Raw genomic sequence first — 24,658 nt, forward strand, 5'->3', positions numbered from 1 at the left:
CCGGCGTTTGAGGACGAGGCCGTTCAGGCCGACAGCGGGGGTCTGGGGGCGCAGCCCCCAGAAGGATGGGAACGGGTAGGGGCGGCGGGGGCGAGTGGGTGTTATGCCTGTGCGACCGGTTCCCTTGTGAACAGGGTGCCCAGGGACGGGGCGTTCACCTTGCGGGTTGTCAGTCTCAGGGCCTCCCAGACCGTTACCTGGTTCGCCGTGAGGACCGGCTTCGCCAGTTGGCTCTCCAGGTTTTCTATGTGCGACGCCGTGTGCAGGGCCGTGTCCGGCAGGAGGAGGGCCTCCGCTTCTGGGGCGTCCGACTCCTGTGCCAGGGCTCGAACGTCCTCCTCCGTCCACTCACCCACCTCCGCCGCCGTGACGATCCCGGCGCCCCTGACCCCCGTCACCTCCACCCCCGCCGCCCCCAGAAACTCCGCGAACAGTTCCGCAACGTCCGCCGGATACGTCGCCCCGATCGCCACCCTCCGTACCCCCAGCTCCCGCACCGCGTGCACGAAGGCGAGCGAGGTGGACGACGCCGGCATGCCCGCCGTCCGGGCGAGGGTGCGTATCTGGTCCTGGGCGCCCTCCCAGCCGTACACGAAGCTGCCGCTCGTGCAAGCCCACACCACCGCCTCCGCGCCGCACAGCCGCAGCTCCTCCACGCCCGCCGCGAGGCGGTCCGCCGAGCCCATCTCCAGGAGGGCGTCCACGCGGTGCGCGTCCTCGCCGATGTCCGTGTGGATCACGTCCAGCCGGATGTCGCTGCCGAGCAGGTGTTCCATGCGCTGGTAGTCGTCCTCGGCGGAGTGGCCCGGGTACAGGAATCCGAGTGCCGTCATGTCCAACCTTCCCGTTCCTGGTGTTCCTGGTGCTCCTGCTGTTCCTGGGGCCATGCGCGTGCCGTCTCGTCCAGCAGCGCCTGGTACGGCCCCACCGCCCGGGTACCCAGTCGACGCAGCGCTGCCCACATCGTGACCTGGTTGGCCGAGATCACCGGGATCCGCAGTTCCGCCTCCAGCTGTGCGATGACGTCGTACGTGGGGAGGTTCGTGCAGCTGATGAACAGTGCTTCCGGGCGGCCTCGGCGGCCCTCTTCCACCGCCCTCCTCGCCATGTCCGCCACCGCTCGGTACGGGACCTTCCAGATGTGCCGCGTCAGGCCCATGAACGCGCAGCCCGTGACCGTGACGCCCGCCTCGGCCACGTACTCCTCCAGGGACCGCGTAACCGACACCGTGTAGGGGGTGACGAGGGCTACTCGGCGTACCGAGAGTTCCGTCAAGGCCTCCAGCAGTGCGCCCGACGTCGTCACCGACGCGACCTCGCCCGCCCTGGTCATCGCCTCGCACATCGCCCGCTCGCCCGCGACACCGCCGACGAAACTGCCCGAGGTACAGGCGTAGGCGACTATCTCGGGCGCGATGACGTTGAGGGTGCGTACCGCGTCGCCGAGTGTCTCGTGCTCGCTGACCAGTCGGGCCAGGTCGAGGCTGACCTCCACGGGGACGTACGGGGTGCGGGTGAGGTGGAGGGACACCTCGTCGGGGACCCAGCGCCACAGCTCGCGGTCCAGGGCGAAGTCGAAGGGGGCCACCACGCCTACGCCGCGCTGCGGGCGTGGTCCACCGAGAAACGACACATCCATGACAGGCACCGGCCTCACAGTGAGGAACGACGGGGCAACGGACCGTACGCACATCCGTGTTGACGAAGGTAGGTTCGGGTGCGAGCGTGGTCAATCCGCGCATGTCAGACGTCCGGCCCTCTCCCCCGGCGTCCCCCAATCGGAAACGGCTCACCATGCCCGCGCCCACCACCCTCCTCGTCCTCGACGCCGACCCGCCGCCCCGCCTCGGCAAGCTCACCGGACGGGCCCGGATCGTGCACGCCGACGAGACGACTCTTGCCGGGCAACTCCCTCACGCCGATGTCCTGTTGGTCTGGGACTTCACCTCGCAGGCCGTACGGGCCGCCTGGCCGGGCGAGGGGGCGCGGCCGCGCTGGGTGCACACCGCGAGTGCCGGCGTCGACCATCTGATGTGCGCCGAACTCGCCGCGTCCGACACCGTGGTGACCAACGCGCGCGGCATCTTCGACCAGCCCATCGCCGAGTACGTCGCCGCCCTCGTCCTCGCCATGGCCAAGGATCTGCCGAGGACGCTCCAGCTTCAGCAGCGGCACGAGTGGCGGCATCGGGAGTCCCAGCGGGTTGCCGGGACGAAGGCCTGCGTTGTCGGGTCCGGGCCCATCGGGCGCGCAATTGCCAAGTATCTCAAGGCACTTGGCGTCACCACCGCCATCGTCGGGCGTACTCCTCGTACCGGGATACATGGGCCCGACGACCTCAACCGGCTGATGGCACGGGCCGATTGGGTGATATCCGCCGCTCCCCTCACCGCCGACACCCACCGCATGTTCGACATCCGCCGCTTCGGGGTCATGCAGCCCTCGGCGCGTTTCATCAACGTCGGACGGGGACAGCTCGTCGACGAGGTCGCGCTCGCCGAGGCGTTGTCGAAGCGGTGGATCGCGGGGGCCGCGCTGGACGTGTTCGAGCGTGAACCGCTGCCGTCCGACAGTCCCTTGTGGGACGCGCCCGGGCTCGTCGTCTCCCCGCACATGAGCGGTGACACCGTGGGCTGGCGCGATGAACTCGGCACGCAGTTCATCGAGTTGTACGAGCGATGGGAGGCCGGGAAGACGCTGACCAACGTGGTCGACAAGCGGCGCGGGTACGTACCGGGGCACTGACGCACGCACTACCGGAGGGCGCACGATGACCGAGCCGATCGAGGCCACTGAGCCGACCGAGCTTGCCGACCTCACCGCCACCCGGCTCCTCGACGGTTATCGCAAGGGCGAGTTCAGTCCCGTCGACGCCACCCGGGCCGCGCTGGAGCGGGCCGAGCAACTCCAGCCCGTCGTCAACGCGTTCGTGCGGATCGACGCCGACAGCGCGCTCGCGCAGGCCCGCGAGTCCGCCGAGCGGTGGCGGCGCGGTGAGCCGGCGGGACTCGTGGACGGCGTACCCACATCCGTGAAGGACATCATCCTGCTGCGTGGTGCACCCACTCTGCGTGGTTCCAAGTCCGTCGACGCCAACGGGAGTTGGCGTGAGGACGCGCCCTCCGTCGCCCGGCTGCGCGAGCACGGCGCCGTCTTTCTCGGCAAGACGACCACCCCGGAGTACGGCTGGAAGGGCGTCACCGATTCGCCGCTGTCCGGCGTCACCCGCAATCCGTACGACACCTCGCGCACCGCCGGTGGGTCGAGCGGCGGGAGTGCCGCCGCCGTCGCGCTGGGCGCCGGGCCGCTGTCGCTCGGGACGGACGGCGGGGGCAGTGTCCGTATCCCGGCCGCGTTCTGCGGGATCTTCGCGCTGAAGCCGACGTACGGCCGTGTCCCCCTCTACCCGGCCAGCGCCTTCGGGACGCTCTCGCATGTCGGGCCGATGACCCGGACCGTGGCGGACGCGGCGCTGCTGATGGAGGTGATCGGGCGACCCGACTCCCGTGACTGGTCGGCCCTCGGGCCGTTCTCCGGGTCGTTCCTCGACTCCCTCTCCGGCGGGGTGCGGGGGCTGCGGGTCGCCTACTCGCCCTCCTTCGGCGGTCAGGTCGCGGTGCGTCCGGCGGTGGCCGGCGCGGTCCGGCGGGCGGTGGAGCGGCTCGCGGAACTCGGCGCGTACGTCACCGAGACCGACCCCGACCTCACCGACCCGGTGGACGCCTTCCACACCCTGTGGTTCAGCGGGGCGGCCCGGGTCACCCAGCGACTCGGGGCGAAGCAGGTCGAGTTGCTCGATCCCGGACTGCGGGAGATCCGGGCGGTGGGGGCCCGTATCAGCGCGCTCGACTATCTCGCCGCCGTCGACGTCCGGATGGAACTCGGGCGGCGGATGGGGCTGTTCCATGAGTCGTACGATCTGCTGGTCACCCCTACCTTGCCAATTGCCGCCTTCGAGGCGGGAGTCGAGGTGCCCGTCGGGTCGGGGCTGCGGCGCTGGACGGGGTGGACTCCGTTCACGTACCCGTTCAACATGACGCAGCAGCCCGCCGCGAGTCTCCCCGTGGGGGTCGACGGGGACGGGCTGCCGGTCGGGATGCAGATCGTCGCGGCCCGGCACCGGGACGATCTGGTGCTGCGGGCCGCGCACGCGCTCGAAGAGGCACTCGGCCTCTCCGCCATCAGGCCCGGCGGAAGCTGAGCGTCTCCCCCGCCGCGCCCGTCCGCCACAGGTCGTTGCAGGCCGCCGCCATCTCCGGGAGGCCCTCGACCACCTCGCCCCACACCGTGCCCGGCACCCAGCCCACATCGCCGTTCAGCAGCAGGTTGTTGCGCTCGTAGAACAGGGCCAGGTCGATCAGTGTCGCGTCGGGCCCGACCTCGCGGTCGTAGCCGTACGACTTCGTGCCCAGCTCCGCTCCCTCGAACGCGAAATAGCAGAGATCTCCGGGGATCGGGGTAACTGTCGGATTTTCCAGGGGCGGTTGCGATTCGGCTTCCGTGAGAGGCGGGAAGAGGGCGTAAATCTCGTTGCGCGCGTACTTGGCGTGATAGACGTCACCCGACAGCGGCAGGGCATTCCACACGGTCTCGCACGTGATCGGGGCACGGTCGGTCAGGAGTTTCGCCGTGCAGCGGATTCCCCGGGCGGCCAGTGACACTTCGATGTATCGATCGTCAGCCATGCCTTCCATGTCTTCCCCGCCGGACTTCTCGCATGCCCTCTCGCACGCCTCTCGCATTCCCCCGCGCATAACTCGTGCGCTCTCGGGTAGCCGCGCGGCCATGGCTCCATCAAACGCACCACCACGCATAGGACGCCGGTCGCTGCTCGCGGGGGTAGCGGCGCTCGGCACCCTGGGGACGGTCGGCTCGTTCGGCACCCTCGGGTGCAGTCGTGTGTCCGCGGACTCCGGCGTCGAGGGCGGTGACCTGCTCGACCGGCTCCGGGCGCAGGGCGTCGTACGGCTCGGTATCGCCGGGGAGATTCCCTTCGGGTACATCGACAAGGACGGTGAACTGACCGGCGAGGCGCCCGAGCTGGCGCGGGTCATCTTCAAGCGGCTGGGGGTGGACCGGGTTCAGCCCGTACCCACCGAGTTCGGGTCGCTCATTCCCGGCCTCAATTCCCAGCAGTTCGATGTCGTGGCCGCCGGGATGTACGTCAATCCGGAACGCTGCCAGCAGGTTCTCTTCGCCGACCCCGACTACCAGATGCTTGATTCTTTCGTTGTCCGCAAGGGAAATCCCAAGGATCTTCACAATTACTCGGACATTGTGAAGAAGAAAGCCAAGCTCGCCACCGGTACCGGATATGCGCAGATCCAGCATGCCGTCGAAGCCGGTTACAAAGAGAGCGATCTGCTCATCGTGCCCGACCAGGTGGCCGGGCTGAACGCCGTGGAGGCCGGGCGCGTCGACGTGTTCTCCGGCACGGCGGTCACCGTCCGGCTGGTCGCGAAGAACTCCCGCAAGGCGGAGGCCACCGACGCCTTCGCGCCGATCATCGACGGGAAGCCCCGGGGCGACGGGGGCGCGTTCGCGTTCCGGCTGACCGAGACGAAACTCCGGGACGCCTTCAACGTCGAGCTGCACAAGCTGAAGAAGAGCGGCGAGGTGTACCGCATCCTGCGGCCGTTCGACTTCACCCAGGACGAGATGACCGATCTGACCGCGAAGGAGTTGTGTCGCGGATGACCTCCGGACTCTGGGAACTAGTCCTCAGAGGAGTCTGGGTCACCATCCAACTCCTCGTGTTCAGCGCGCTGTTGGGCGCCGTCTTCGCCTTCGTCGTGGGGATCGCGCGCACCCACCGGCTGCGTTCCGTGCGCTTCCTCGCCGGTTTCTACACCGAGGTCTTCCGTGGCACCTCGGCGCTCGTGATGATCTTCTGGGTGTACTTCGTGCTGCCGCCCGCCTTCGGCTGGCAGCTGGTGCCGATGTGGGCGGGCACGCTCGCGCTGGGGCTGACCTATGGCGCGTACGGCTCCGAGATCGTGCGCGGCGCGCTGAACGCCGTCGACCCGGCACAGCGGGAGGGCGGGATCGCGCTCGGGTTCACGCCCTGGCAGCGGCTGCGGCTGATCCTGCTGCCGCAGGCGGTGCCGGAGATGATCCCCTCCTTCTCCAACCTGCTGATCGAACTGCTCAAGGGCACCGCGCTGGTGTCGGTCATGGGCATGGGCGATCTGGCGTTCAGCGGCAACCTGGTGCGGCTCGCGCTGCAGGAGAGCGCCGAGATCTACACGTACATCCTGTTGATCTACTTCGTGATCGCCTTCCTCCTCACCCGGGTCATGCGCGGCCTGGAGAAGCAGTTGAAGCGGCAGTTGGCCGGGCAGCCGACGGGTGGTGCCGCATGACATGGGACTGGGGCGCCGTACGCGATTTCATGCCGCACTTCTGGGAGGGGCTGCTCGTCACCCTCCAGGCGCTGGCCCTCGGGTCGCTGATCTCGTTCACGCTCGGGCTGGTCTGGGCGCTGCTGATGCGGACGCCGACGCGCTGGGTGCGCTGGCCGGTGGGGGTGGTCACGGAGTTCGTGCGGGACACCCCGCTGCTCGTGCAGCTGTTCTTCCTCTTCTATGTGCTCCCCGAGTGGGGCATCGCCGCGTCCGCGCTGACCACCGGTGTCCTCGCGATCGGGCTGCACTACTCGACGTACACGATGCAGGTCTACCGCGCCGGCATCGAGGCCGTGCCGCCGGGCCAGTGGGAGGCGGCCACCGCGCTCAGCCTGCCCCTGCGGCGCACCTGGACGTCGGTGGTCCTGCCGCAGGCGGTGCGCCGGGTCGTACCGGCGCTCGGCAACTACGTGATCGCGATGCTCAAGGACACACCGCTGCTGATGACGATCACCGTGCTGGAGATGCTCGGTGAGGCGCGGCTCTTCTCCCAGGAGCACTTCCAGTTCACCGAGCCGCTGACCGTGATCGGCGTCGCCTTCGTCCTGATCTCCTTTCCCGCCTCCCTCCTCGTACGAACTCTGGAGCGACGCCTTGCCAGTTGACACCGTTGACATCGACAAGACCCCTGAGACTCCCACCGAGCTGGTCCGGCTCGACCAGGTCACCAAGCGGTTCGGTGAGCAGACCGTCCTCGACCGGCTGAGCCTCTCCGTCGAGGCGGGGCGGCATGTCACGCTCATCGGTCCGTCCGGGTCGGGCAAGACGACGATCCTGCGGATGCTGATGACCCTGGCCAAGCCCGACGAGGGCACGATCACCGTCGGCGGGGAGCGGTTGTTCCCGGCGCCCGAGAAGCAGGTCCGCGAGGTGCGGAAGAAGATCGGGATGGTTTTCCAGCACTTCAACCTCTTCCCGAACATGAGCGTGCTGCGCAACATCACCGAGGCGCCCGTCACCGTCCTCGGGCTCTCGAAGGAGGAGGCGGAGGCGCGCGGGCGGGATCTGCTGGAGCTGGTGGGCCTCGCGGACAAGTGGGACGAGCGGCCGTCCCGGCTGTCGGGCGGACAGCAGCAGCGGGTGGCGATCGCGCGGGCGCTGGCCATGCGCCCGCAGGTGCTGCTGCTCGACGAGGTGACCTCGGCGCTCGACCCCGAGCTGGTCGCGGGCGTCCTCGACGTGCTGCGGGACATCGCCCGCACCACCGACATCACGATGCTCTGTGTGACCCACGAGATGGGTTTCGCCCGGGACATCTCAGACCAAGTGCTTATGTTCGATTCTGGCCATGTGATCGAGTCGGGCCCGCCGGAAAAGATCTTCAGCGATCCGGCGGAGGACAGAACCCGCGAATTTCTCAGCGCGGTGCTCTGACCGCGTCGAAGAGGCGCCCAGAATGCCAATGGCATATGCCAAGTGAACACGCGCCTGTTGAGAGGCCACGCCCCGAGCGAACAATCTCGTCAACGCCCCCTCCACGTAAGCCCCTTGACGGCTATCGTGGAGGGGATTGGCTGTCCGGATCACGGCCCAGAAGCAAGCCAGGGGGAACACCGTGGCTCTCAAGCACGAGCCGACCGCGCCGTACCACTCGGCCCAGGACGCCCTGCGCGTCCTGGACACGGTGGCACGGCACTCCGCCGGTGTCACCGACGCCGAAATCGCCCGTCAGACCCGCCTCGGCACGGACCGGCTCACCCCACTCCTGCGCATGCTGCGTCGCGAGGGGTACGTCGAACAGGCCGCCGACGGTTCGTATGTCTCCGGCACCTCCCTCAGCCGCCTCGGCGCCACGCACGGCCACGACCAGGCTCTGCGCACCCAGCTCCAGCACACCCTCGACCGGCTGCGCGACTCGGTGGGCGCGGCGATCTACATGAGCCGGTACGTCGACGGCGAGATCCATGTCACCCAGTGCGCGGAGAGCGCGGCGACGCCCGCGGTCAACGAATGGGTCGACTTCCGCACGGCCGCGCACGCCAGCGCGATCGGCAAGAGCCTGCTGGGCCAGCTCGACCACAACAGCCGCCGCGACCATCTCGCCCGCCACAAGCTGGCCCGCCTCACCTCGCGCACGATCACCAACGAGCGGCTCCTGCTCTCCCGCCTGGCGAACCAGCCGCCCACGGTGCCGGTCCTGGACCTCCAGGAGTACGCGGTGGGCACGGTCTGCGCGGCGGTCCCGATCACGGCCGGCTCGACGGTCGGCTGCCTCGCACTGTCCCTCCCGGTCCGCCACGCCCACCGCCTCCGCCAGGCGGCGGACCGGCTGAACCGGGGTGCGGCGCCGGTGCTGCTGTCGCTGGCCATCTAGCCCCTGATCGAGGCGGGGCGGCCCGGTCCGCAGCACTCTCCCGGACCAGGTATTATTTTTCCTGTCGCCAGCCGCGAGAGCGGTCGGCGAGGGTCATGCGCCGCTAGCTCAGTTGGTTAGAGCAGCTGACTCTTAATCAGCGGGTCCGGGGTTCGAGTCCCTGGCGGCGCACGCGACGATCGAAGGCCTCCTGCCGAAGCGGGAGGCCTTCGGCGTTGAGACGAGCCACTCCGGCGCACGGGGATGGTCGGGGGTTCGACAGGGGCGGCTGGGGGTCCGGGGGTTATCCCCCGGATGAAGCAGCATCAGCGGGTCCGGGGTTCGAGTCCCTGGCGGCGCACAGTGACGGTGGCGGGTATGTTCGCAAAAAGCGCGAACCTACCCGCCACCGTTGTTTTTGCGCGGCTTCGCCGCGCGTTGTGGGGGCTTCGCCACCCACACCCCCCTTGCTCCAGCGGGCCCTCGTTGGCCCGGCGCCCTACCGGCTGAGCAGCTCCTCCCGCCCCCGCTCCCGGTACCTCTCCACCAGCCCCGCCACGTCGTCCCCCGTCAGCCTGCGGTACGTCGGCTCCCCCTGCGGGTGCCACCACACCGGGTCCGGGCAGCGGAACCCCTCCCGCCTCAGCCCCGCCCGGTGGATCTTGTTGGTCGCCGTGACCGGCATCCGCTGCACGACCCGGACGAACCGAGGCGCCATCTTCGTCCCGAGGTCGGGCTGCGCGGCCAGGAAGGCGGTGAAGTCGGCGGGGTCGAAGGTGCCGGCCAGGGTCGCCATGACCTGGTCGCCGGACACCGGGTCCGGCACCGCGTACACCGCGACGGCCACCGCGCCCTCGTACCGGGCGAGGATGTTCTCGATCGTCGCGGCGGCCAGGTTCTCGCTGTCGACGCGGAGCCTGTCGTCGGCGCGGCCCGCGAAGTAGAGGAAGCCGTCCTCGTCCCGGTAGAAGAGATCGCCCGTCCAGTACCAGCCGTCCCGGCGGCGGGCCGCCTCGGCCTCCGGGTTGCGCCAGTAGCCCTCGAAGGGGTTCGGGCCCCGGTTCACCAACTCCCCTATCGCGGCGGTGCCGTTGAGCAGTCTGCCCGAGGCGTCCAGGGCGGCCGGCGGGCACTCGGTGCGTGTCTCGGGGTCGACCACCGCGAGGTCGTCGGACGGTGCCGCGCGGCCGACGGCGCCGGGCGGGGTTCCGGGCGTCCAGCGCACGGCCGCGCCGCCCTCCGAGGAGCCGTACCCCTCCACCAGCCGCACCCCGAAGCGCCGCTCGAAGGCCGCCGCGTCCACCGCCCCGGCCTCCGTGCCGAAGCCCAGCCGGAGGGGGTTGTCCCGGTCGTCGGGGCGGGCGGGCGTCGCCAGCAGGTACTGGACCGCCCGGCCCACGTACGTGAAGTAGGTCGCCCGGTAGCGGCGTACGTCCGCCAGGAAGTTGGAGGCCGAGAAGCGGGGGCGCAGGGCCACCCCGGCGCCCGCCGCAAGAGCCGGGGCCCAGTCCGCGATCACCGCGTTGCCGTGGAACATCGGCATGCAGATGTAGTGCACGTCGTCCGGGCCCACCCCGAAAGTCCGGGCCAGTGTCCGGCCTGCGGCGGCAAGTCTGCCCTGCGTGCAGATCGCCGCCTTGGGCGCGCCGGTCGAGCCCGAGGTGAAGTAGAGGAGGAGGCGGTCGGTGGGGGTGGCGGGGGAAGGGTCCGGTTCGGCCTCGGCGTAGGGGGCCAGGAGGTTCTCGTACTCCTGCGTGTCGGTCAACAGGAGGCGTACGCCCGGGAGTTCGAAGTCCCTGAGGAGGGGGAGGTGGGTGCTCGCGGTGATCAGGAGCGGGCACTCGGTGTGCAGGATGTCGCGGGCCAGCTCGGGGCCCCTGCGGGTGGGGTTGATGCCTGCGACGGCGGCACCGGCGAGGGCCGCCGCGCTCAACCAGAGGGGATATTCAGGGGTGTTGTCCAACAACACGCCCACGTGCGGTTCGGCGTCCGGTGGGAGGAGGTCCGTCAGCAGGGCCGCCCTGGCCGCCGCGCCCGCTGCCACCTCGTGGTGTGTGAGCGTGCGGTCCTCCCACCACAGGCCCGGACGGTGGTCGCCCCACCGTGCCGCCACGAGTTCCGCGACCGTGCGCCTCTCCATGAACTCCATGGGGGCGCACGGTAGTTGACGTTCCGTCAGATGTGGAGACTCATGGCAGGTCGGTGCTGCTGTAGCCGCTGTCCGTGCCGGAGAACAGGTCGCCGAACGGCTCGAAGACCTGGCTGTACGTCACCATGAAGCCGACGCAGAACACCACGACCACGCCCAGGAATCCAAGGACGCCCGCCAGGGCCAGTCCGTGCCGGACCGGGCTCGGGCGGTGTGCCGTGGCGTTGACCTGCTCGCCCTCGCTGTAGAAGACGGTGACGTAGTCGCCCTCGATGACCGTGCCCGGGCCGTGCGGCTCGTCGAAGCGGACCGTGCGGCCGTCGCGGGCGACGAACTCGTAGACGTGGTGCAGTGTCGTGTGCACCGAGGTGTCGCCGGAGCCGCCGCTCGTCGTCGTGTACGTGCGCAGACAGCGCGCCTCGGCGGTGAGGCCGCTGTTCCAGGCGCGGCGCATCCGCAGCACCCGGCGGATCACGAACGTCGCCATCAGGACGGCGATCGCGATGATGAACGTCGGCCCCGCGTAGAACATGAAGTCCATGGCCGTACCCCGTTTCTCAGTACTGCTCCCCGTACGCCTCACCTGGTCCTGTGGGCGTACGGGGAACGTACCCGTGGGGGGTCGCGGATTTGCTCAAGGAATGCTCAGAACGTGACGTCCGAGCAGGCGTAGAAGGCGTTGGCCGTGTCCGCGATCGTCCACACCGCGACGATCACATGCCGACCGCTGAGCCCGGACGGCAGGGTGCCCGCGTGCGAGAGCGTGGACGGGGGGCGCTGGCCGTTGTAGGGGACCGTGAGGAACGGGGTCAGGTTGAGGTCCGAACGGGCGAGGGCGTGGTTCTGGTTCCAGCCCGACTTCGTGACGTAGTACTTGAAGTCGGTCGTGGCGTGCATGGCGGTGAACTGCCAGCGGAAGGTGTAGCTCTGACCGCCCGTCACCTTCGTCGCCGGCCAGGTGCCGCCGGACGGGGTCTTCGGCTGGTTGAGCGCGCCGAAGTTGGTGTGGTTGGCCGAGCAGATCTGACCGTCGGCGGGTCCTGCCGCCGGGAAGCCCTTGGGGCCCTCGACGCTCTGCGGCTCCCACTGGATGTCGCCGCAGCCCGTCACGGTGCCGTTCTGACAGAGCTTCTGCCTGCTGATGGGTAGGTCGGTGTAGCCGTGGCCGGTGGCGCCCCCGGTGGTGAGGACGAGGGCGCCGGTCGTGGCCAGGCCCACTATCGAGGCGTAGACCTTGGTTTTCCTGGGATTCTTGGTCTTTTTGCGCATGCTGCCGCTCCTGCTGAACGTGGGGGAGGTTCATGTGAGGCGTGCAGGTCTAGACCAAGTATCAGATTATTACCGTCCGTTGGGCATGTCCAGACCAATCACGGACCCGGCTCGCTCCGCCCCGCGCAGAACGCGACCGTCAGGTCCTTCACCAGCACCTTGCGTTCGTAGTCGTCCAGTTCGACCAGACCGCGCATCGTCAGCCGGGTCACGGTGTCCTCCACCGAGTCGACGACCGAGGTGAGCGCGGCGGCCCGGTGCTGGGCGTCCAGGGCGGCGATACGGCGGCGGGTCATCGCGGCGGCGACCTCGGGGGCGTACTCGACCCGGACCGGCAGTACGGAGAACACCTCCAGGCCGACCGGCGCCGTGTCCGCCGCGACCACCCGGGTCAGCGCCTCCCCGGCCACCTCCATCGCCCGCCGCCCCGCGCCCGGCATCTCCACCGGCACCCGTACGAGCGCCGCCTCGACACACTCGCGCAGGTAGGTCTCGTGGTCCTCGACGCCGAGCGTGGCCCGCGCGGTGTCCCGCACCCGCCACACCACCAGGACGACGACCCGCAGCGCGACCCCGTTCGCGTCGGCCGCCGGCATCGGCTCGCCGCGCCAGTGCCGCAGCCGTACGTCGACCCGGTTCCGCAGGAGCAGCGGGTTGACCCACAGCAGGCCGGTGCGCCGGACCGTCCCCCGGTAGCGGCCGAACAGGCCCAGCACCCAGGCCCGCCCGGTCCGCCCGCGCGCCAGCCCGCCGAAGCCGAACAGCCCGAGGGCGCCCGCTCCGGCGTACGCCGCCCACTGGGCGGGGCCGGGACCGGTGCCCGCGTAGGTCGCCGGGAGCCGCAGCGCCTCCACCGCGAGGGGCGGCAGCGCGCCCGCCCACCAGGAGGTGAGCACGCCCCCGGCCAGCCCGGTGACACCGGCCAGCACACCCACCGCGCCCGGCAGCACCCGCGCCGGGCGCTCCACCAGGTCGGGGTCGACCGCTGGAACCGCCGGGCTCGGTCCGGCCGGTGCGGGTCTGCGGACGCGCGGCTGCTCGCCCGTACCCTGCCTGCGGCCCACGACGGCCGGCCGCAGCGGCATCGACACCGGGTCGGGTTCGTCGCGGAACAGCAGGTGGACGGGGATCTCGGTGGTGGCCTCGTTCTGGATGAGCCGGGCGGGCCGGGGGCCGTTGGGGCCGTTGTCCAGGGGTCCCTCGGGTTCCGGTGTCTGTTCGGTCGTCGTACTCATTTGTGCCTCCAGCCTCCGCGCCAGATGCGTTCATGCGTGCGTTGCCGTGTCACGACAGTGGTTACCGGCCAACCGGCAGGTGCCGGGGCCGGCGTTACGAGAAGAAGAGGCGGCGCCAGGTCTCCGGGCCCGGGTAGCCGTCGGCGGCGCCGCCCCGCCAGCCCTGGGCGCGCTGGAAGGCCTGCACCGCGCGCCGATCCGCCTCGCTCCAGCGGGTACTGGGCCCGGTCGGGTAGTACCGGCCGAACCCCTTCTTCACCAGCTGTTTTCCGAGCTGGGCGACATACGGGCTGCTGGAGCCCGGCCGGAACACGCCCCGTCCGGGGAACGCGGGGACCGCCTTGCCCGCGGCGGGCGGGCCGGGCGCCCCGGGGACCGTGCCGGGGACCGCCTCGGGAGCCGTACCGGGGGCTGCTCCGGGAGTTGATCCAGGTGCCGTTCCAGGCGCCGTTCCGGGCGCCGTTCCGGGCGCCGTTCCCGGGGTTGCCTGGGAAGTGCCGCCGCCGATGTCGCGACCCGTTCCGCTCACCAGCAGCGCCCAGGTGCGCGGACCCGGCAGGCCGTCCGCCGCCGAGCCCTTCCAACCCTGGGCCTGTTGGAACGCCCGGGTCGCCCTGCGGTCCGCGTCCGACCAGCGCGGGCCGGGACCCGAGGTGTAGAAGCGGGCGCCACCGCGCCGGACGAGCATTGTGCCGAGTTGTGTGACGTACGTGTTGCTTGCGCCGGGGCCGAAGTACCGCGCGCCCGGGAATCTGGTCGCCGCTTCCGGGGCGGCTCCGGGGGCCGCACCCGTCGTACCGCCCGTACCGCCGGTGGCCTCCGTGCCGCCGGAGTCGCCCGGGTCCTCGGTGCCGCCCGTGCCGCCCGTGTTCGCGGCGAGGCCCTTGTAGCGATAGGCCTGATAGCCGTCCGAGTGGCTCCAGTAGGCGTACGGAGTGGCCTGCCTGCGGGCGTGCGGGCGGGTCTCCTCGTAGGCGATGTAATAGGTGTGCGTGTAGTCCGTCCAGCCGCCGAAAATGACGACGTGCGAGCCCTTCTGGGGGTCCGACGGATTGTGGAACAGAAGAATGTCGCCGGGCTGCAGATCCTCCTTGGGAATCCGCACGCCGTACTTGTCGAGGCTGCCGGTCCATTCGTTCCCGGCGAGATTCCAGGCCATCGAGACGAAGCCCGAGCAGTCCTGGCGGTAACCGTCCCGCCAGTACGTGCTCATGCTGTACGGGACCCGCGCGGCGACCCAGGTCCTGGCCCGGTTGACGATCTCCGCGCGGGTGGTCGCCCGGAGCTTGTCCGTGGCCGGTTTGCCGGTCGGGCCGTGCAGCGGGGCCTTGCCGCCCTGTGGGGTCTCGGGCTCGTCACCTGCGGGTACTCCCGGACGGTGGGGGGCGTACGGGGCCGCCGCGGCCGGCAGGGCGTGGCCGGCGCCGAGCACGGCGGACGCCGCCGCGGCCACGACGAGGGTCCGTCCGACCACCGTACGGGCGGGTCCGGAACCCGTTCCCGAGACCGGTCCGGAATAGGGTCTGACGCCCCGCCAGTGAACGCATCCGGGGCATTCGCAGTCGCTCGCGGGATCGAATTCCTCGAATACCGGAGTCGCCATGCGATTCCCCTCACACTCCAGGCGATGACTTGCGCGCTTCTGCACCTCCGCAGTTTCTCAACTGTCACCCGCTGTCGCATGTTGACGGTCCGAATGATGTACAGGCCCGATGCGCGGACCCGGGCGGTCCTGACCACTCGCCGGGGTCGGGTAGAGTTGTCGACGTCACCGCGCGCCGCTAGCTCAGTTGGTTAGAGCAGCTGACTCTTAATCAGCGGGTCCGGGGTTCGAGTCCCTGGCGGCGCACAGCACACGAACAGGCCCTCCGCTCCGGCGGAGGGCCTGTTCGTGTCTAAATCACAAAGAGACGATACGTAAACACTCCGACACCATCTGCACACATCCGGTCCCAAACGCACCAACCGGACTCAACAGCCGTCACAATGAGCGCGTATGACCGGTAAACACCGTGTTTCGCATCTTGCGATCTTGATGAACGGCGTAGAACCTTGGGTTTCAAGATGCTGCGGATACGCGGCAGTTGGGGGCGGACCGGTTGCACTGGATACGGGGATGGGGCCCCGTCCATGAACAGATGCCGAGGGGGGCATCATGCAACCGGAAGGGCGCTGTTCCATGTCTATAGAGTGTGGACGATGTGGCGGCAGTGGTCCATTGCTGATGCGTTTGTGAAGGCCGAGGGGGGCCCAGCAGGCGTTAGGAACCGACAAACACGCGGTTGACCTGCGTGTGGGGGGATGACTCATGACGTCGACGCCGACGGGCGCCCGGCATAACTTCGACGCGTCACAGACGACCCAGCTCAGGGTGCCGTCACATCAGACCGGTGGATTCCGCCGAGTCAAGAAGACCTTGCCGAAGTACGACTACGAGCACTACAGCCGGCTGGCCGGACCCCTTACCCAACCTGATCCGAACAAGCCCTACACGGTCAAGTACCGTTCCCTGCTCTCGCAGGAACCGCACCGCGTACGGGCAGCGCTGATGCTGGGCGCCGCACCACTGCTCTCCGTCGTCCTGCTCGTCTGGCTGCTCCAGCCCGCGCACTGGACGGAACGCGACTACCCGGCCTACGACTTCCTGCCCGCGCTCGACATCGTGATGCTGGTGTCGATCGGCCTGATCGAGCTGTTCCGCTGCCTGAACGTGCTGTCGAACGCGCACGCCACCCTGGTCGCCCGCGACCCGATCCCGGTGGTGCCCGAGACCGGTACGAGAGTGGCCTTCCTCACCTCCTTCGTGCCCGGCAAGGAGCCGCTGGAGATGGTGACGAAGACGCTCGAAGCCGCGGTGCGGATCCGGCACCGCGGCCTCATGCATGTCTGGCTCCTCGACGAGGGCGACGACGCCGATGTGAAGGCGGTCTGCGAGCGCCTGGGCGTGCACCACTTCTCCCGCAAGGGCGTCGCGAAGTGGAACCAGCCCAAGGGCCCGCACCGCGCCAAGACCAAGCACGGCAACTACAACGCCTGGCTCGACGCGCACGGCGACGACTACGACTTCTTCGCCTCCGTGGACACCGACCACGTGCCGCTGCCCAACTACCTGGAGCGGATGCTCGGCTTCTTCCGTGACCCGAACATCGGCTTCGTCATCGGCCCGCAGGTCTACGGGAACTACGACAACTTCGTCACCAAGGCCGCCGAGTCGCAGCAGTTCCTCTTCCACGCGCTGATCCAGCGGGCCGGCAACCGCTACGGCTCGCCGATGTTCGTGGGGACCAGCAACGCCGTACGCATCAAGGCGCTGAAGCAGATCGGCGGCCTGTACGACTCGATCACCGAGGACATGGCGACCGGCTTCGAGATCCACCGCCACAAGAACCCGGCGACGGGGAAGAAGTGGCGCTCGGTCTACACGCCGGACGTGCTCGCGGTCGGTGAGGGTCCCAGTGCCTGGACGGACTTCTTCACCCAGCAGATGCGCTGGTCGCGCGGGACGTACGAGACGATCCTCACGCAGTACTGGAAGGGCTTCTACTCGCTGCCGCCGAGCAAGCTCTTCAACTACACGATGATGATCATCTTCTATCCGATGTCCGCCCTCAACTGGATCCTGGCGGCGCTGAGTTGTGCGCTGTTCCTGGGCCTCGGCGCCTCGGGTGTGAACATCGACCCGACGGTGTGGCTGATGCTGTACGGCAACGCCTCGGCGCTGCAGATCGGCCTGTACATCTGGAACCGCCGGCACAACGTCTCCCCGCACGAGCCCGAGGGCTCCGGCGGTGTGGCGGGCATGGTCATGTCGGCGCTGTCCGCGCCGCTCTACGCCAAGGCCCTGCTCGACTCCGCGCTGCGGCGCAAGAGCAAGTTCGTGGTCACGCCCAAGGGCGACTCGGCGAGCCCGGACCGCTGGTTCGGGACGTTCCGCTACCACTGGTACTTCATCCTGATCTTCGGTGGCTCGATCGGCGCCGGTTTCGCCTTCGGGCACTCGCACCCCGCGATGATCATCTGGGCGACGTTCGCCACGACGATCACCGCGACGCCGATCTTCGTCTGGCGGCACATGCTGCGTCAGGAGAAGAAGAAGCTCGCCGCCGGCCCGGCCGAGCCGCAGGATGCCGCGCCACAGCCGATCGTGCCCGCCCAGCACGCACCACACGCCTCGCAGGCATCGCACGCCCCATACGCCCCCCACTCCTCCCACGCGCCGCAGCACAAGCCCACGTGGGCCGCATCGGGCGGGACCGGCGGGGGCAGCGTAGGGAGCGAGGGCAACGACCAGACCATGCAGATCGCCCTTGGTGGACTTGGGGGACGTAAGGAATGAAAGACCGTGCAGGCCGCCGCCGCGCCCGTCGTCTCGCGATAGGCACGGCGGTGGTCCTCGCGTTGGCGGGGATGAACGGGCCGTGGGTGTACCGCTTCAGCACCGAGAAATACCACGACTACAAGATCAACAGACCGGAGTACAAGGCCGAGAACGGCAAGTGGGAGGTGGTGAACTTCCCGGAGGAGTACCGGCAGAACACCATCCACGCGGCCCTGCTGCACACCGGCAAGGTGCTGCTCGTCGCCGGCTCCGGCAACAACGCGGACAACTTCGACGCGAAGAAGTTCGACACCCGCCTCTGGGACCCGGTCAAGGGCACGATCAAGAAGATCGACACGCCCAAGGACCTGTTCTGCACCGGCCACACCCAGCTCGCCAACGGCAATCTGCTGATCGCGGGCGGTACGAAGCGGTACGAGAAGCTCAAGGGTGATGTCACCAAGGCCGGCGGCCTGATGGTGGTGCACAACGAGAACCCGGACAAGCCGATCACCCTGCCCGCGGGCACCAAGTTCACCGGCAAGGAGAACGGCAAGACGTTCGTGTCGAAGGACCCGGTCGTCGTCGAGCGGGCGACGAAGGTCTTCGACAAGGCGACGGGCAAGTTCCTGCGCAACGACCCCGGGCTCGGCCGGATCTATGTCGAGGCGCAGAAGAAGGGCACCAAGTACGAGACCGGTACGCAGGACAACTACCGCGTACAGGGCCTGTCGGGCGCCGACTCCCGCAACACGTACGGCATCGCCGAGAAGCTCGCCCTGGACAAGAAGGACTTCCAGGGCATCCGGGACGCCTTCGAGTTCGACCCGGTCGCCGAGAAGTACATCAAGGTCGACCCGATGAACGAGGCCCGCTGGTACCCGACGCTCACCACCATGTCGGACGGCAAGATCCTCAGCCTCTCCGGCCTGGACGAGATCGGCCAGCTGGTGCCGGGCAAGAACGAGGTGTTCGACCCGAAGACCAAGAAGTGGACGTACACGAAGCACACGCGGCAGTTCCCGACGTACCCGGCGATCTCCCTGATGCAGAACGGGGAGATGTTCTACTCGGGCGCGAACGCGGGCTACGGCCCCGACAACGTCGGCCGTGACCCCGGCATCTGGGACGTGGAGACCGACAAGTTCACCAAGCTGAAGGGTCTGAGCGACCCCAAGCTGCTGGAGACGGCGGGCACGGTCCTGCTGCCGCCGGCGCAGGACGAGAAGTACATGGTGATCGGCGGGGGCGGGGTCGGCGAGTCGGCGCTCTCCAGCAAGAAGACCCGCGTGATCGATCTCCTGGCGGACAACCCGGTCTTCACGGACGGTCCGGAGCTGGAGAAGGGGACGCGCTACCCGCAGTACTCGATCCTGCCCGACGACACGGTCATGATCTCGGGCGGCTCGGAGGACTACCGGGGTCGCGGGGACTCCAACATCCTCCAGGCCCATATGTACGACGCGAAGACCGGCAAGCTGAAGCGGGTCGCCGATCCGCTGGTGGGCCGGAACTACCACTCGGGCTCGATCCTGCTGCCCGACGGGCGTGTCATGTTCTTCGGCTCGGACTCGCTGTACGCGGACAAGGCCAACACCAAGCCGGGCAAGTTCGAACAGCGCATCGAGATCTACACGCCGCCGTACCTGTACCGCGACGCGCAGCCCTCCCTGACGGGCGGTCCGCAGACGATCGCTCGCGGTGCGTCCGGGACGTTCAAGTCCCAGCACGCGTCCACGATCAAGACGGCCCGTCTGATCCGGCCGAGCGCCTCGACGCACGTGACGGATGTGGACCAGCGGTCGATCGCCCTGGACCTGAAGAAGACGAAGGACAGCATCACGGTGACGGTCCCGAAGAACCGGAACCTGGTGGAGTCGGGGTGGTACATGCTGTTCGTCACTGATGACCAGGGGACGCCCAGCAAGGCGCAGTGGGTCAAGGTGCCTTAGCGCGAGGGGTGCGTTGTCGGCTGCGGGTGCGTCGTGGCTTGTCGCGCCCACGCGGCGGTAGCCGCAAATTAGATACAGCCCCGCGCCCCTAGGTATGCGAACGGCGCCCCTTGTTCAGAGGGGCGCCGACTGCTTTTAGGGGCGCGTTGTCGGCTGCGGGTGCGTCGTGGCTTGTCGCGCAGTTCCCCGCGCCCCTGGGTGGGTGGTCGGCGCCCCTCGTTGAAAGGGGGGCGCCGAATCGCTTTTAGGGGCGCGGGGAACTGCGCGATCAGCCCCCACCGGCCCGCAGCCGACAACGCACCCTTAGTCCGGCTCACGCACACAAGGCAGCCGCACCGTGAACACCGCCCCGCTGCCCGGCGTGCTGTCGACCGCGACAGTCCCCCCGTGCGCCTCGACGAACTGCCGCACGATGGACAATCCGAGCCCGCTGCCCCCCGTACGCCTACTGCGCGACTTCTCGACGCGCCAGAACCGGTCGAAGACATGGGGCAGGTCATCGGGGGCAATCCCAACCCCCGTGTCCCGCACGGTCAGGACCGCCTCGTACGCCGTCTGCCGCGCGCCGAGCGTGACCGTCCCGCCCGCTGGAGTGTGCCGCAGGGCGTTGGAGACGAGGTTGCCCAGGACCTGCCGCATCCGCACCGGGTCCGCGTCGATCCAGAGCCCGGGATCGGCCTCCGCCCGCAGATACACGGCCCCCGCTTCGGCGCGGCTGCGATGCGCGGTGGCGACCTGGCCGATCAACTCGTCCACTGCCAGCGGCTCCCGGTGCAGTCGCAGGGTGCCGGCGTCGCCCGCGGAGAGGTCGCGCAGGTCGTCGATGATGTGCTGGAGTTGCAGCGCCTCGTCGTGCAGGGAGGCGATCAGGTCGGGGTCGGGGTCGAGCAGTCCGTCGCGGGTGACCTCCAGCCAGCCGCGGATATTGGTCAGCGGGGTGCGCAGTTCATGGGCGATGTCGCTGACCATGGCCTTGCGCTGGGCCTCCATCTGCTCCCGGCGCGCGGTCAGGTCGTTGAAGGCGGTGGCCAGGAAGCCCGTCTCGTCCTTGGTGGTGACGGCGACCCGTGCGTGGTGCTCGGGCGGCTGCCGGGCGGCGGCGGTCAGGGCGCGCAGGGGACGGACCAGACGTACGGCTACGAGGGCGGTCAGGGCGATCGTGACGGCCAGGACGAGACCGGAGACTCCGACGATCTTCGTCTTGTTGGCGGGTGAGAGGTCGAAGCCGGTCCGCTGCTGGTCGCGGTCGCCGAGGTAGAGGACCGCCGGTGGGGCGACGTAGGGGTCGAGTTGGGTGCGGCGGGCCGTGTCGAGACAGTTCTGCGTCTGCTCGTTGCCGACGACCGGCCGGTCGGACATCCCCGGAACGACGTCGTCGCGGAACAGCGACTGCAAAGTGGGGTCCATCTTGGGCAGCTCCTTGAATTCACCAGGGAGGCAGCCGGTCATCAGCTTCCCGAGGGCCACCAGCGCCGTGCGCTCGCTGGGCATCACCGGGTTGTCCGTCTCGTCGGCGCATCGCGAGACCACGTCCGCCGAACTGCCGTCGGCGATGGCGACCGTACGGCCGCTGAGCTTCCGTTCGGTGTGGCCACCGCCGCCGTACCGGGTCAGGCACTTCACCCGCAGTAGCGCCGCCGCGTTCACCTCACTGACCGCGCCGGAGGACAACCGATAGGGCCCCACCGCCCGTGGGTCGATGCCGGCGAGCTGGGCGCCGGGCTGGGTGTAGGTGTCCGTACGCAGCGGGTCGACGGTGGCCGAGGCGCGGGCGGGCAGCGCGGTGCCGGACGCGGCGGAGTCGGCGATGAGCCGTCCGCCCGCGGTGGTCAGGGTGATACGGCGGTCCAGCGTGCGCGAGAGTGTGCGCACGGTGGGCCCTATGCCGTCCCAGTCGGGATGGGCTGCGGCGTAGCCGCTGAGCCGGCGAAGGATGTCGGAGTCGTCGGAGAGCACCTGCCCTCGCTCCTCCTGGATGGCCCGGGTGGTGAGCTGCACGGCCAGCCACGCGGTGGCGCCGACGGACAGTACGGCGATCGCCACGGAGGTGAGCAGCAGCCGTACCAGCAGACTCTTGTGCCAGGGGATGCGGGCGACGGGCGTCCCGCCGTCCGGGCGGGTCATGCGGAACCCTTTCCGTCCACGAGCTTGTAGCCGACCCCGAACACCGTCAGCAGCCGTGCGGGGGCGCGCGGGTCGGGCTCGATCTTCTTGCGCAGGTTGAGGATGTGCATGTCGATGGCGCGCTCGGTTGACGCCCGGTCGTGGCCACGGGTGTGTTCCAGCAACTGGCGGCGCGAGAAGACCCGTTCGGGCTCGGCGGCCATGGCGTTCAGGATGGCGAACTCGCCCGGGGTGCAGCCGATCTCCGTACCGTCGCAGGTGACCTCGTGCCGTACGGGGTCGACGGTGACGCCTCCGACGCGCAGTACGGGGGATTCCTCCTCGACGGGACGCAGGGTGCGGCGCAGCACGATGCGGATGCGGGCCAGCAGCTCCCGGGGGCTGTACGGCTTGGTCATGTAGTCGTCGGCGCCGAGGTCGAGGCCGAGCAGCAGATCGTCCTCGGCGGAGCGGGCCGTGAGCATCAGCACCGGGATGTCCGCGTCCCGGCGCAGGACGCGGCAGACGCCGAACCCGTCGAGGCCGGGCAGCATCACGTCGAGGATCACGAGGTCGGGCCGGCGGTTGCGGGCCTCGTCGAGAGCGGCTCGTCCGTCGGAGACGACGGTGGCCGTATGGCCTTCCCTGACGAGGAGCCGGCGGATCAACTCGGCCTGCATGCCGTCGTCTTCGGCGACCAGAATATATGCGCACACGCAGGTGACCTTAGGTGTGCCGAGGCCGCGTCAGCACGGTGAACGACCCTCATGCGGTCCTTGCCACACCCTGACCACTTCCTGATATCCGCGCTCCACGCTGGCCCCATGCACAGCGGAGAAACCACCCATCACACCGGCCCGGCCCGGTCCGCCCTGGCGCTAGTGGCCGTCTCGGTATGCCTGCTGGCCGGCTGCAGCACGGGGACGACGTCGTCGGACGCCAAGAACCCCGCCGCGAGCCCGGCGAAGACACCCGCGCAGGTAGCCCGGGCGGCGACGGGGGCCCGGCTGGACCTGCATGCCACCGACGGGCAGGAACACGTCCCGGTCACCACCGGCGGCCGGGTCACGGTCGAAGGGGGCACGATCGCCGAGGCGTTCCTGTCCACCGCGGACGGCCGGACGGTGCCCGGCGAACGGTCCCCCGACAAGAAGAGCTGGGCTCCCACGGGCGACCTGAAGCACGGGACGGCCTACCGGTTGAGCGCCACGGCCACCGACGCCGGCGGCCACCGCACGACCAGGACCGTGGCGTTCACGACCCTTGCCGAGGCCGACCGGTTCACCGGCACCCACACCCCGGAGAACGGCTCCACGGTGGGCGTGGGCATGCCGGTCTCGTTCACCTTCGACAAGGCGATCACCGACAAGAAGGCCGTCGAGTCCGCCGTGGAGGTCGGTTCCGACAGTGGACAGACCGTCGTGGGCCACTGGTTCGGCGCGCAGCGCCTCGACTTCCGTCCACAGGACTACTGGAAGCCGAACTCCACGGTCACCGTCAGGATCCGCCTCGCCGGGGTGAAGGGGGCCGCCGACGCGTACGGCGAGCAGGACAAGACCTTCCGCTTCAAGGTCGGGCGCAGTCAGGTGTCCACCGTGGACGCCGCCGCGCACACCATGAAGGTCGTCCGGGGCGGCACCACCGTACGGACCGTACCGATCACCGCGGGTGCCGCCTCCTCGCCCACCTGGAACGGGCGGATGGTCATCTCCGAGAAGCTGATCTCGACGCGGATGAACGGCGCCACGGTCGGTTTCGCCGGCCAGTACGACATCCCCGACGTCCCGCACGCCATGCGGCTGTCCACCTCGGGCACCTTCATCCACGGCAACTACTGGGGGGACGACTCCGTCTTCGGCAAGTCCAACATCAGCCACGGCTGTGTGGGGCTCAACGACGCCAAGGGCGGCGGCGACTCCGGCCAGGACGCGGCCTGGTTCTACGACAACTCGCTCATCGGCGACGTGGTCGTGGTGAAGAACTCCGACGACAAGGTGATCGCCCCCGACAACGGGCTCAACGGCTGGAACATGCCGTGGGGCGAGTGGACGGCGGGGTCGGCGCGATGAGGCACGTCTTCTCTTCGGCGGGCTCGGGCTCCCGTGTGCCGGTCCCCGCCGCGGTCCTGGTCCTGGCGCTCACCCTGGCCGGGTGCGGCGGCTCCGGTGTCGGCACCGGGACGGTGGCGGGAGGCGTCTCCTCGGCCGCAGCCGCCGGTGCGCAGGACATCCGGGCTGTCGCCGGATCCGGGCCGAGCCCGGCAGGCGAGATCGGCACGGCCACCAGTACTCCGGCCCCGAGCCCTTCCGCCCCGGCCGAGTTGCCGGGCCTCGGCCCCCGGACGCTCGCCCAGATCCCCGACGACGCCCGGCAGGTCCTGATCGTCACCGGGAAGGACAAGGACTCCCCGCAGTCGCAGGTGGTGCTGTACGAGCGTCGCACCGACGACAGCGGCTGGACCGCCGGGCGGACCTGGGCCGCCCACAACGCGCTCAAGGGCTGGACCGACGACCACTACGCGGGCGACCTGCACTCGCCCATCGGTGTGTTCACCCTCAGCGACGCGGGCGGGCTGCTCGCCGACCCGGGCACGAAGCTGCCCTACGACCGGTCCGGCGGCTTCACCATCGGCGGCACCGGATTCGAGGGCGAGCCGCTCGCCGGCTCCTTCGACTACGTGGTCGCCATCGACTACAACCGCGAGCCGGGCACCTCCCCGCTCGACTGGACCCGCCCGCTCGGCACGAACCGCGGCGGCGGCATCTGGCTGCACGTCGACCACGGGGGCCCGACCCACGGCTGCGTGAGCCTGGCGAAGCAGCACATGAAGGAGCTGCTGCTCGCGCTCGACCCCGCGCTGCACCCGGTGGTCGTGATGGGGGACCGCACGTCCCTCGAACGGTGACGGCCAGGACCGCGAACGCCCCATCACGAA

The 24,658-nt window shown here is 69.4% G+C and carries 21 protein-coding genes and 2 tRNA genes; 13 read left to right on the forward strand and 10 right to left on the reverse strand.

Annotated features, from left to right (window positions below):
- Positions 1-101 precede the first annotated feature (101 nt).
- Positions 102-833: a decarboxylase gene (locus ACFYXF_RS42255; RefSeq protein WP_389357863.1), complete on the reverse strand. Its 732-nt coding sequence runs from the start codon at positions 831-833 to the stop codon at positions 102-104.
- Entirely contained in the window at positions 830-1,639 is an 810-nt protein-coding gene (locus ACFYXF_RS42260) for a decarboxylase (protein WP_389357865.1), read from the reverse strand. The genes ACFYXF_RS42255 and ACFYXF_RS42260 overlap by 4 nt, the downstream gene beginning before the upstream one ends.
- A 155-nt stretch (positions 1,640-1,794) precedes the next feature.
- On the opposite strand from ACFYXF_RS42260, the gene ACFYXF_RS42265 reads away from it, so the two are divergent.
- Both ACFYXF_RS42265 and ACFYXF_RS42270 read left to right on the forward strand, forming a co-directional pair.
- A complete protein-coding gene (locus ACFYXF_RS42265) occupies positions 1,795-2,745 on the forward strand; it encodes a D-2-hydroxyacid dehydrogenase (protein ID WP_389357867.1) in 951 nt (316 codons plus the stop codon).
- 25 nt (positions 2,746-2,770) lie between these two features.
- A complete protein-coding gene (locus ACFYXF_RS42270; RefSeq protein WP_389357870.1) occupies positions 2,771-4,201 on the forward strand; it encodes an amidase in 1,431 nt (476 codons plus the stop codon).
- Here the strand turns inward: ACFYXF_RS42270 and ACFYXF_RS42275 are convergent.
- Positions 4,182-4,694: a DUF3830 family protein gene (locus ACFYXF_RS42275; protein WP_389357872.1), complete on the reverse strand. Its 513-nt coding sequence runs from the start codon at positions 4,692-4,694 to the stop codon at positions 4,182-4,184. The two genes, ACFYXF_RS42270 and ACFYXF_RS42275, sit on opposite strands and share 20 nt — an antisense overlap.
- A 91-nt stretch (positions 4,695-4,785) precedes the next feature.
- On the opposite strand from ACFYXF_RS42275, the gene ehuB reads away from it, so the two are divergent.
- From ehuB to ACFYXF_RS42305, 6 genes are all read left to right on the forward strand, one after another.
- Positions 4,786-5,697, forward strand: coding sequence for an ectoine/hydroxyectoine ABC transporter substrate-binding protein EhuB (gene ehuB / locus ACFYXF_RS42280; RefSeq protein ID WP_389357874.1), 912 nt, complete (start codon positions 4,786-4,788; stop codon positions 5,695-5,697).
- On the forward strand, positions 5,694-6,362 hold the full coding sequence (ehuC, locus tag ACFYXF_RS42285) for an ectoine/hydroxyectoine ABC transporter permease subunit EhuC (protein ID WP_389357876.1): 669 nt from the start codon (positions 5,694-5,696) through the stop codon (positions 6,360-6,362). Before ehuB ends, ehuC begins: the two co-directional genes overlap by 4 nt.
- A complete protein-coding gene (gene ehuD, locus ACFYXF_RS42290) occupies positions 6,359-7,009 on the forward strand; it encodes an ectoine/hydroxyectoine ABC transporter permease subunit EhuD (RefSeq protein ID WP_389357878.1) in 651 nt (216 codons plus the stop codon). The genes ehuC and ehuD overlap by 4 nt, the downstream gene beginning before the upstream one ends.
- Positions 6,999-7,778, forward strand: coding sequence for an ectoine/hydroxyectoine ABC transporter ATP-binding protein EhuA (ehuA, locus tag ACFYXF_RS42295; RefSeq protein WP_389357880.1), 780 nt, complete (start codon positions 6,999-7,001; stop codon positions 7,776-7,778). The genes ehuD and ehuA overlap by 11 nt, the downstream gene beginning before the upstream one ends.
- 181 nt (positions 7,779-7,959) lie before the next feature.
- Positions 7,960-8,718, forward strand: coding sequence for an IclR family transcriptional regulator (locus ACFYXF_RS42300; protein ID WP_389357882.1), 759 nt, complete (start codon positions 7,960-7,962; stop codon positions 8,716-8,718).
- Positions 8,719-8,815: 97 nt separating this feature from the next.
- Positions 8,816-8,889 (forward strand) — tRNA-Lys (locus ACFYXF_RS42305).
- A gap of 307 nt (positions 8,890-9,196) precedes the next feature.
- Here ACFYXF_RS42305 and ACFYXF_RS42310 read toward each other — a convergent pair.
- The 5 genes from ACFYXF_RS42310 to ACFYXF_RS42330 form a co-directional block, all read right to left on the reverse strand.
- Positions 9,197-10,846 carry an AMP-binding protein gene (locus tag ACFYXF_RS42310; protein WP_389357884.1) on the reverse strand — a complete coding sequence of 550 codons (1,650 nt, stop codon included), beginning with the start codon at positions 10,844-10,846 and terminating at the stop codon, positions 9,197-9,199.
- A 40-nt stretch (positions 10,847-10,886) separates the two neighbouring features.
- Complete coding sequence (locus ACFYXF_RS42315; RefSeq protein ID WP_389357886.1) at positions 10,887-11,387, reverse strand: hypothetical protein; 501 nt, start codon at positions 11,385-11,387, stop codon at positions 10,887-10,889.
- A gap of 104 nt (positions 11,388-11,491) precedes the next feature.
- Positions 11,492-12,115: a lytic polysaccharide monooxygenase gene (locus ACFYXF_RS42320; RefSeq protein WP_389357888.1), complete on the reverse strand. Its 624-nt coding sequence runs from the start codon at positions 12,113-12,115 to the stop codon at positions 11,492-11,494.
- Positions 12,116-12,213: 98 nt separating this feature from the next.
- Positions 12,214-13,350, reverse strand: coding sequence for an SPFH domain-containing protein (locus tag ACFYXF_RS42325; RefSeq protein WP_389357890.1), 1,137 nt, complete (start codon positions 13,348-13,350; stop codon positions 12,214-12,216).
- Positions 13,351-13,444: 94 nt separating this feature from the next.
- Positions 13,445-14,953 (reverse strand): peptidoglycan-binding protein, encoded by a 1,509-nt coding sequence (locus ACFYXF_RS42330; RefSeq protein WP_389357892.1) that lies wholly within the window; start codon positions 14,951-14,953, stop codon positions 13,445-13,447.
- 172 nt (positions 14,954-15,125) lie between these two features.
- On the opposite strand from ACFYXF_RS42330, the gene ACFYXF_RS42335 reads away from it, so the two are divergent.
- The 3 genes from ACFYXF_RS42335 to ACFYXF_RS42345 all read left to right on the forward strand — a co-directional run bounded on the left by ACFYXF_RS42335 (position 15,126) and on the right by ACFYXF_RS42345 (position 19,620).
- A tRNA-Lys gene (locus ACFYXF_RS42335) sits at positions 15,126-15,199 on the forward strand.
- A 459-nt stretch (positions 15,200-15,658) separates the two neighbouring features.
- Entirely contained in the window at positions 15,659-17,686 is a 2,028-nt protein-coding gene (locus ACFYXF_RS42340) for a glycosyltransferase family 2 protein (RefSeq protein ID WP_389357894.1), read from the forward strand.
- On the forward strand, positions 17,683-19,620 hold the full coding sequence (locus tag ACFYXF_RS42345; protein WP_389357896.1) for a galactose oxidase-like domain-containing protein: 1,938 nt from the start codon (positions 17,683-17,685) through the stop codon (positions 19,618-19,620). The genes ACFYXF_RS42340 and ACFYXF_RS42345 overlap by 4 nt, the downstream gene beginning before the upstream one ends.
- Positions 19,621-19,923: 303 nt before the next feature.
- On the opposite strand, the gene ACFYXF_RS42350 is transcribed toward ACFYXF_RS42345, so the two are convergent.
- On the reverse strand, positions 19,924-21,744 hold the full coding sequence (locus ACFYXF_RS42350; RefSeq protein ID WP_389357898.1) for a sensor histidine kinase: 1,821 nt from the start codon (positions 21,742-21,744) through the stop codon (positions 19,924-19,926).
- Entirely contained in the window at positions 21,741-22,439 is a 699-nt protein-coding gene (locus tag ACFYXF_RS42355; RefSeq protein WP_389357900.1) for a response regulator, read from the reverse strand. Before ACFYXF_RS42355 ends, ACFYXF_RS42350 begins: the two co-directional genes overlap by 4 nt.
- A 108-nt stretch (positions 22,440-22,547) precedes the next feature.
- On the opposite strand from ACFYXF_RS42355, the gene ACFYXF_RS42360 reads away from it, so the two are divergent.
- Together ACFYXF_RS42360 and ACFYXF_RS42365 are read left to right on the forward strand one after the other, a co-directional pair.
- Positions 22,548-23,792 (forward strand): Ig-like domain-containing protein, encoded by a 1,245-nt coding sequence (locus tag ACFYXF_RS42360; RefSeq protein ID WP_389357902.1) that lies wholly within the window; start codon positions 22,548-22,550, stop codon positions 23,790-23,792.
- Positions 23,789-24,628 carry a L,D-transpeptidase family protein gene (locus ACFYXF_RS42365; RefSeq protein WP_389358274.1) on the forward strand — a complete coding sequence of 280 codons (840 nt, stop codon included), beginning with the start codon at positions 23,789-23,791 and terminating at the stop codon, positions 24,626-24,628. Before ACFYXF_RS42360 ends, ACFYXF_RS42365 begins: the two co-directional genes overlap by 4 nt.
- Positions 24,629-24,658: the final 30 nt, after the last annotated feature.

This window comes from Streptomyces sp. NPDC002680 (genome assembly GCF_042889145.1).
GTDB classification, from domain to species: Bacteria; Actinomycetota; Actinomycetes; order Streptomycetales; family Streptomycetaceae; genus Streptomyces; species Streptomyces adonidis.